Origin of the sequence: Staphylococcus sp. HMSC056G08 (genome assembly GCF_001812305.1) — a bacterium.
Taxonomy (GTDB): domain Bacteria; phylum Bacillota; class Bacilli; order Staphylococcales; family Staphylococcaceae; genus Staphylococcus; species Staphylococcus simulans.
Genome location: NZ_KV808534.1, coordinates 27472 through 35528, shown reverse-complemented (window position 1 = coordinate 35528; position 8057 = coordinate 27472). Strand labels below are relative to the sequence as shown.

The window sequence follows — 8057 nt, the reverse complement described above, 5'->3', positions numbered from 1 at the left end:
TCCTCCACTATTTGAAGACTCCTTTTAAAACGTTAATTATTGAACTGTTCCTGCATTTTTATCATGTTTACCATGTACATAATAATCCATATATTCTGGTTTCATTGGATCATTGCCTAAAATAATATCTGCAGCTTTTTCCGCAATCATTAAGACAGGCGCATGAATATTACCGTTTGTTGTTGTAGGCATGACTGATGCATCAACAACACGTAAGTTTTCCATGCCATGTACTTTCATTGTTAATGGGTCTACAACGGCCATTGGGTCTGAAGCAGGTCCCATTTTCGCACTACATGAAGGATGTAATGCTGTTTCAGCGTCGCGGCGTACCCAATCTAAAATTTCTTCATCTGTTTGAACTTCTGGTCCTGGAGAAATTTCTCCATCGTTATAAGGTGCAAGTGCAGGTTGAGATAAGATATTACGTGCAACACGAATAGCTTCTACCCATTCACGTTTATCTTCTTCTGTTGAAAGATAGTTGAACACAAAGTCAGGATGTTCAAATGGGTCTGTTGATTTAATCTTCAAGCTGCCGCGAGAGTTAGAATACATTGGTCCAACGTGTACTTGGAAACCATGTTTTGTTTCTGCTTTCTCGCCATCATAACGTACTGCTAACGGTAAGAAGTGGAACATCAAGTTTGGATACTTCACATCATCGTTTGAACGTACGAATCCGCCACCTTCAAAGTGGTTCGTTGCGGCTGGGCCTGTACGGCTGAAGATCCATTGTAAACCGATAAATGGCATTTTTAATGGATTTAAACTTGGTTGTTCTGACACAGGTTGAGATGCTGCGTGTTGAATGTACACTTCTAAGTGGTCTTCGAAGTTTTCACCGACACCAGGTAAGTGAATACGTGGTTCAATACCTAATGATTTCAAGTGTTCAGAATCACCGATACCTGATAATTGAAGTAATTGTGGTGTATTGAACGCTCCACCTGATAAGATGACTTCTTTTGCGGTAACCGTGTGTAATTTACCATTACGTTTAAATGTCACGCCTGTAACCTTATTACCTTCAAAGTTTAATTTCGTCACAAACGCACGTGTTTTAACATGTAAATTTTTACGTTTCATTACTGGATGTAAGTAAGCGCGTGAAGCTGATACACGACGGCCATTATGAACTTGGCTGTCGAAAGGTCCGAAACCTTCTTGACGGAAACCGTTCACATCAGGTGTTTTATTGTAGCCTGCTTGCACACCTGCATCAAAGAACGCTTGGAATAATGGGTTTTTCGCTGGTCCACGTTTTAATTTAATCGGACCATGATGACCACGATATTCGTCATCTTGTTCTGCACCGAATGTTGTTTCTAAACGTTTGAAGTATGGTAAGCAATGTGCGTAATCCCAAGTTTCCATACCTTTTGGTGAACCCCATTTTTCATAGTCCATCGGGTTACCACGTTGATAAATCATACCGTTGATTGAACTTGAACCGCCTAATACTTTACCGCGTGCGTGTGCAACTTGACGACCGCCCATATGTGGTTCGTTATTTGTCGCATAAATCCAGTCGTAGAAACGATTTCCTGATGGATACATTAATGCTGCTGGCATTTGAATAAATAAATCCCAAAAATAGTCGCTGCGTCCTGCTTCTAATACTAATACCTCATTGTTCTTGTCTACACTTAAACGATTACCTAAAACTGAACCGGCACTGCCCCCGCCGATAATAATATAATCATAATCATAAGATTTACTCATTTATGTCTTCCTCCTATAGAAAATGGTTATGCTCGATTTATCTTAATTTGTCCAAAAAGAGAGCGAGAACAGAGAGGCGAAAATTATTTCACCTGTATTCTCGCTTTATTTAAAATGCATTAGCCTTTAAACCAATTCACTGGTTCTGGATGATAGTTCGTTAAAATGTGTTTAGAAACTAAGTACTCTTCTAAACCTTCTTTACCTAATTCACGACCGATACCTGATTGTTTATAGCCGCCCCAAGGTGCTTGTGCGAAGTAAGGATGGAAATCATTAATCCATACTGTACCCATACGTAATCGGCTTGCGACACGTTGAGCTTTGCCGATGTCTTTAGAGAACACTGCACCTGCTAAACCATAAATTGAATCGTTCGCTAAACGAATCGCATCCGCTTCATCTTCAAATCCTTCAACTGTCACAACAGGTCCGAATACTTCTTCTTGTACGATACGCATTGACGTATCACAATCTGTAATCACTGTCGGTTCAAAGAAGAAGCCATCTTTCAAGTCATCACGATCAGGACGTTTACCGCCTGTCGCAATCGTTGCGCCTTCTTCTTTCGCAACATCCATATAACCTTCAACTTTTGCTAAATGTTCCGCTGAGATTAATGGACCCACTTCAGTATCTTCATCAAACCCATTACCAAGACGAATATTTTTCACGCGTTTAATCAACGCTTCTTCGAACTTATCTTTAATTGAGTTTTGAACAATAATACGTGAACCTGCTGAACATACTTGACCTGCATGGAAATAGCCGCCGTTTAGCGCTTGATCAACTGCTAAATCAAAGTCAGCATCTTCAAAAATGACGTTAGGATTTTTACCGCCAAGTTCTAATGCGACATTTGTCACATGATTTGCTGCTTGTTTCATAATGTGTTTACCAGTTTGAATACCACCTGTAAATGACACTAAGTCTACTTCTGGTGAACCTGATAAAACATCACCTACAACTGAACCGGCACCTAACACTAAATTAATAACACCTTTAGGGAAACCGACTTCTTCCATCAATTCGAATACACGAATAGTTGTCAATGGTGTGATTTCACTAGGTTTCATCACTAATGAACAACCTGTAGCTAAGGCTGGCGCAATTTTCCATGATGCTTGTAGTAAAGGATAGTTCCAAGGTGTAATTTGTGTAACCACACCGACTGGTTCTTTCACAACTTTACTTTCTGTACCTGGAATTGGTGAATTAATCATTTCACCGCCGTCTTTATCAGCTAACCCCGCAAAATACATAAAGACGTTATGGATGTCATCCATATCTGCAAGTGATTCTTCGTACGTTTTACCAGTATCTAACGTTTCTAGTTTCGCAAGTTCTTCACGATTTTCTTTAATCTTGTCAGCAATTGCTCTGACTTTTTGTCCTTTGACTTCACTTGTTTCATTCGCATAGTCACCTTGATCAAAAGCACGTCTTGCTGCTTTTACTGCACGTTCTGCATCTTCAGCTGCTGCTTCTGATACTTCGAATATAACTTCTTGATTATAAGGATTGATTATTTCACGTGTGGCTTGGTTCGCACTGTCTATCCACTCACCATCAATGTATTGTTGGTGAGATAAACGCTTTACAAGTTCCATCATTTAGACCCCCGTTAACTTTGTTAAATTTTTATTTAACGAATTTTACAAAGTTTATGTTAGCATGAATAAAGAGAAAGTGTCAAACACACTTTTTATATAACACACTGCATAGCAAGTTAAAGATAATCCTGTACTTTGATATACTATTCATGATTCAACATTGGACGAATGCGGGAAATAACTCTAAAATGAATATAAATGTAGTGGACGGAGGTTTAAGTATGACAAGTTCAAATCAACATGAACAAGCCATCGAAGAAGCTAAAGATTTAGTGATTAACGCGATTGGCGAAACAATGGATTTGTACGGCATTAATCGTAGTGTCGGCAACCTTTACGGGACTATGGTATTTGAAGATAATATGACCTTGGATCAAATGCGCGAGAAGTTGCAGATGAGTAAGCCAAGTATGAGTACAGGTGTGAAACGTCTACAAGAGTATGACTTAGTAAAACAACAATTTACACGTGGCAGTCGTAAACAACATTTTGTTGCTGAAAAAGACTTCTTTGTATTCTTCAGACACTTCTTCGATGTGAAATTCAGTCGTGAAATAAACGTCAATATGGCTTCTCTTGATGAAGCAGAACAAATTATTCAACACGTTCTAGAATCAGATGATGTCGACGAAGCAACTTATGACTATGCACAACGCGTCAATGCACAACTCGAACATTCTCGTATCTATTACGAATGGCTTTCTCAAATTAATGAAGCCATCCGTACTGGCGAAATCTTTAAATATTTCCCAATTCCTGACCCGAAAGATGTATAATACACTTTCCATAACTTATCGATATAAAAATGGCACGCACTCCAGATTTGGAATGCGTGCCATTTTTTATTTCTACTTCATTTTCATTCATTTTTTATCTTTAAAAGTAATTCTACTTATAAATCGTTAAGATCTTTGTGCGTGTTGTTCCTCTTCACGTTCTTCCGCAATCTGATTAATCTTCAAGGAACGATGTTCTGCTTCTCTTAATCGTGCGGCACGTAATTGTAATTTAACGCGGTCTCTAGATAAGGTGATAATAAACGATATCATCATAAAGACGAAAATCACAATGAGCGGCACACTGGCTAGAATTGAAGCTGTCTTCAGAACATCCAGCGCACGTTGACCACCGACTAGCATTAATGAGAATGGTAATAAACATAACGCAAATGCCCAGAATAAACGGTTCGCGCGTAATGGTTCACCAATCACTTTCTTTTGAGATGCTGAAGCAAAAATATATGAACCTGAGTCGAACGTCGTTGCTAAGAACAAGAATGCTGAAATCAAGAATAGAACGACAATAATATTATGGAACGGTAGTTGGTGAATGACTTCAACAATGGCTGCTTCCGTACCATGTGCATTCAAGAATGATACAACATCGAATTGATGTGTAATTTGAAGATACACTGCATAGTTACCAAAGATACCAAAGAATAAGACACAACCTAATGTACCGTAAATAATCGTACCTAAGATGACTTCTTTTAACGTACGACCTTTAGAAATACGTGCGATAAAGAGTCCGATAAACGGCGCATAAACGATCCACCATGACCAATAGAAAATTGTCCATTGTTGCGGGAAGTTTGTTTCCTTACGTCCATCAATACCGCCAAACGGTTCTAACCATGTAGCCATTTGGAAGAAATTCTTTAACATATTCCCAAAGCCTGTAACTGTTGTTTCCATGATGAATACAGTTGGACCTACAATAAAGACAAATCCTAATAGAATAAATGACAACCAAACGTTCACGTCACTTAAACGTTGAATCCCTTTTTTTAGTCCTGTATAAGAGCTGACTGCGAAAATAACCGTAATTGTAATTAAAATCGCTGAACGTAACACCATACTTTGTCCATCAATACCTGTTAAACGTTCAATACCAGCTGAAATCATTGGCACACCTAATCCAAGTGATGTAGCTGCACCGCCAAGTAAACCGAAGATAAATAAAATATCGACAATTTTACCTGGTAATTTTTCAGTTTGTCCTTTTAAAATCGGTCGACAAGCCTGACTGATTTTATAAACTGGTTTTTTCTTCACGAAAACTAAGTAACCGATCGGTAAAGCTGGTAAAACATAAATTGCCCAAGCAATTGGACCCCAGTGGAACATACCATACATTGTGGCATATTCTAAGGCAGCATCTGTCATACCTTTCTCGCCATGTGGCGGTACTTGGAAATAGAAAGCCCATTCAATAACGCCCCAGTATAAAATATCTGAACCGATACCGGCACAGAACAGCATCGCTGCCCAAGTAAAGTTACCGAATTCCGGTTTATCACTTGCTCTCCCCAGAGTTACGTTTCCGTATTTGCCAAATGCTATGTACAGTACGAAACCTAAAACAATTAAGCCCAGTGATAAATAAACTGCACCTAGCGAATTGGATACTGCTTCGTTAATGTCAGTGATTACTTTTTGACTCGCTTTAGGAAATGCCATCATCGGAATGACAGCAATTAATAAAATAGCGACAGTACCATAAAACGTTGTCCAGTCCATAATTTGGGACTTTTTAGCTTTGTTTTGCTTTTTAGCTTTTTGCAATGTTTTTGCACTCCCTATATTGATTAATTGTCGTTGAAAACATAAAAATCAAATTCTACTTCTCTTTTTATTTTTCCAACTCCCCATTTCTTATGTTACATAAAGACATTAACGAATTATTTATAATAATGCAAATTCATACAGAAGAATATGTTGGCAAAAATGAATAAATATATATTTCAGATTAGTAATTCAAGCGTCCTAATCGCTTATATCCCTATGTTAAGTTTAAATTTAACGAATTGAACGAACTTAACCACCCATTTTTATGCATTAATATACATTTTATGCGAATAAATATTTTTTTAGAAAAACTGAAAACACCCTCTAGAATCGTCAATTTTTTATGATTTAAAATTATGTTTATCAATATTTCTCATAAAAAATCCCCGACTTTAAACGTCAGGGATTTTAAATGAAAGTGCGAATCACTTCATTCATTTTTATGTGTATTATTTTTCAAATTATCTTTAGCTATTTTGTTTTGCGAAAGCTTTACCAATAGCTTCTAATTTATGCGGTGCGTCGTGCATTGCCATTTTCACTTCTACAAAGTGCATCATTTCTGGATAAGCTTTAATAGTTTCAAAGGCTTGTTTCAACTCTTCACTTGTTGAAACATCATGGATTTTCACATCATCTTTAGCACCGAAGACTGCTGGTAAGGCTTTGTAGTCCCACATAAAGATGTCGTTATACGGTTCATTTTCACCATGAATCTTACGCTCTACTGTATAGCCATCATTATTGATGACAAACAATACTGGTTTTAATTTCTCACGAATCATTGTTGAAATACTTTGAACTGTTAATTGCAGTGAACCGTCACCGATTAATAATAAGTTACGACGATTTGGATCAGCAATTTGTGTACCTAATGTTGCTGGTAATGTGTAACCAATTGAGCCCCATAAAGGTTGACCAATAAACTTATTCGCTTGATATAACGCTAAGTCATATGCACCAAAGAATGATGTTCCTTGTTCGGCTAGAATCACATCATCAGGTGCGATAAAGTCTTGCATCATCTTGAAGTACGTTTCTTGTGTTAATGGTTCGTTCGTTAATTCATATTGACCCGCTTCTGGACGTTTATATTGTGGGTAATCTGCATCATTCACATAGTCCATCTCTAACAGGCCTTCTAATAAATCTGGTAATGTTACATCTTGATCTTCTGTGTCATTCATTTTGAAATTGTGTTGATTCAACATCACGACATCATCAATATCAAATTCATATGAGAAACCTGCTGTGGCAGAGTCTGTTAATTTCGCACCAATATTTAAAATTGCATCACTGTTATCAACATAATTTCTAATATTTTCTTCTGCGATTGAGCCGTCATAAATGCCCATATAGTAAGGATTTTCTTCATTGAAGGCACCTTTACCTAATGACAATTGCGCAACTGGAATGTGTGTTTGATTTACAAATTGTTCTAGTTTGTCATGCAGTTTGAAACTATTGATTTCATGTCCTGCAATAATTACAGGTTGAGACGCACTGTTTAATTTATTTTTAACCATCTCAATATAGTTTGAGACATCTTGTGCTTTAAATTCTGGTAATTGATAAGCATCTTTCACTTCAATTTCTGTCATTGCGACATCAATCGGTAAGTGTAAATGTACCGGTCTTTTCTCGGCTAATGCTTCATTGATCAGGCGCGGAATTTCTTCTTGTGCATTTTCAGGTGTGATATAACCTTGTGCTGTTGTAATTTCTTTGAACATTTTGCGGTAGTTATCGAATTCACCTTCACCAAGTGAGTGGTGAACATATTTACCTGCTTGTTCTACACTGCGTGTCGGTGCGCCTGTAATTGCAACTACTGGAATACGTTCTGCATAAGAACCTGCGATACCATTGACCGCTGATAATTCACCTACACCAAATGTAGTCACCATTGCGCTTAAACCATTCATGCGTGCATAACCGTCTGCCGCATAACTTGCGTTTAATTCATTTGTATTACCAATCCATTCAATATCATCACGGCTGATAATATCATCTAAGAAAGCTAAGTTGAAATCTCCAGGTACACCAAATACTTTATCTACGCCTGCAGTACTCAGGCAGTCCATTAAATACTCTCCAACACGTTTATTCATATTCATTCCACCTTTTTCTCTTTCTCTTATACAATTCTAGG

General features: G+C 37.6%; 5 protein-coding genes. 1 reads left to right on the top strand and 4 read right to left on the bottom strand.

Translation table 11 applies throughout. The annotated features are described in order from the left end of the window. Positions 1 to 36 precede the first annotated feature (36 nt). Together betA and betB are read right to left on the bottom strand one after the other, a co-directional pair. On the bottom strand, positions 37 to 1725 hold the full coding sequence (gene betA, locus HMPREF2846_RS12825) for a choline dehydrogenase (RefSeq protein WP_002480010.1): 1689 nt from the start codon (positions 1723 to 1725) through the stop codon (positions 37 to 39). A 119-nt stretch (positions 1726 to 1844) separates the two neighbouring features. After that, positions 1845 to 3335 (bottom strand): betaine-aldehyde dehydrogenase, encoded by a 1491-nt coding sequence (gene betB, locus HMPREF2846_RS12820; RefSeq protein ID WP_037556091.1) that lies wholly within the window; start codon positions 3333 to 3335, stop codon positions 1845 to 1847. A 224-nt stretch (positions 3336 to 3559) separates the two neighbouring features. Here betB and HMPREF2846_RS12815 point away from each other — a divergent pair, with 224 nt between their 5' ends. Beyond that, positions 3560 to 4114, top strand: coding sequence for a choline uptake/conversion transcriptional regulator CudC (locus tag HMPREF2846_RS12815; protein WP_002480012.1), 555 nt, complete (start codon positions 3560 to 3562; stop codon positions 4112 to 4114). Between the two features lie 126 nt (positions 4115 to 4240). On the opposite strand, the gene HMPREF2846_RS12810 is transcribed toward HMPREF2846_RS12815, so the two are convergent. Both HMPREF2846_RS12810 and HMPREF2846_RS12805 read right to left on the bottom strand, forming a co-directional pair. After that, complete coding sequence (locus tag HMPREF2846_RS12810; RefSeq protein WP_070626831.1) at positions 4241 to 5857, bottom strand: BCCT family transporter; 1617 nt, start codon at positions 5855 to 5857, stop codon at positions 4241 to 4243. Positions 5858 to 6372: 515 nt separating this feature from the next. Next, positions 6373 to 8016: an alpha-keto acid decarboxylase family protein gene (locus tag HMPREF2846_RS12805; protein WP_070626787.1), complete on the bottom strand. Its 1644-nt coding sequence runs from the start codon at positions 8014 to 8016 to the stop codon at positions 6373 to 6375. Positions 8017 to 8057: the final 41 nt, after the last annotated feature.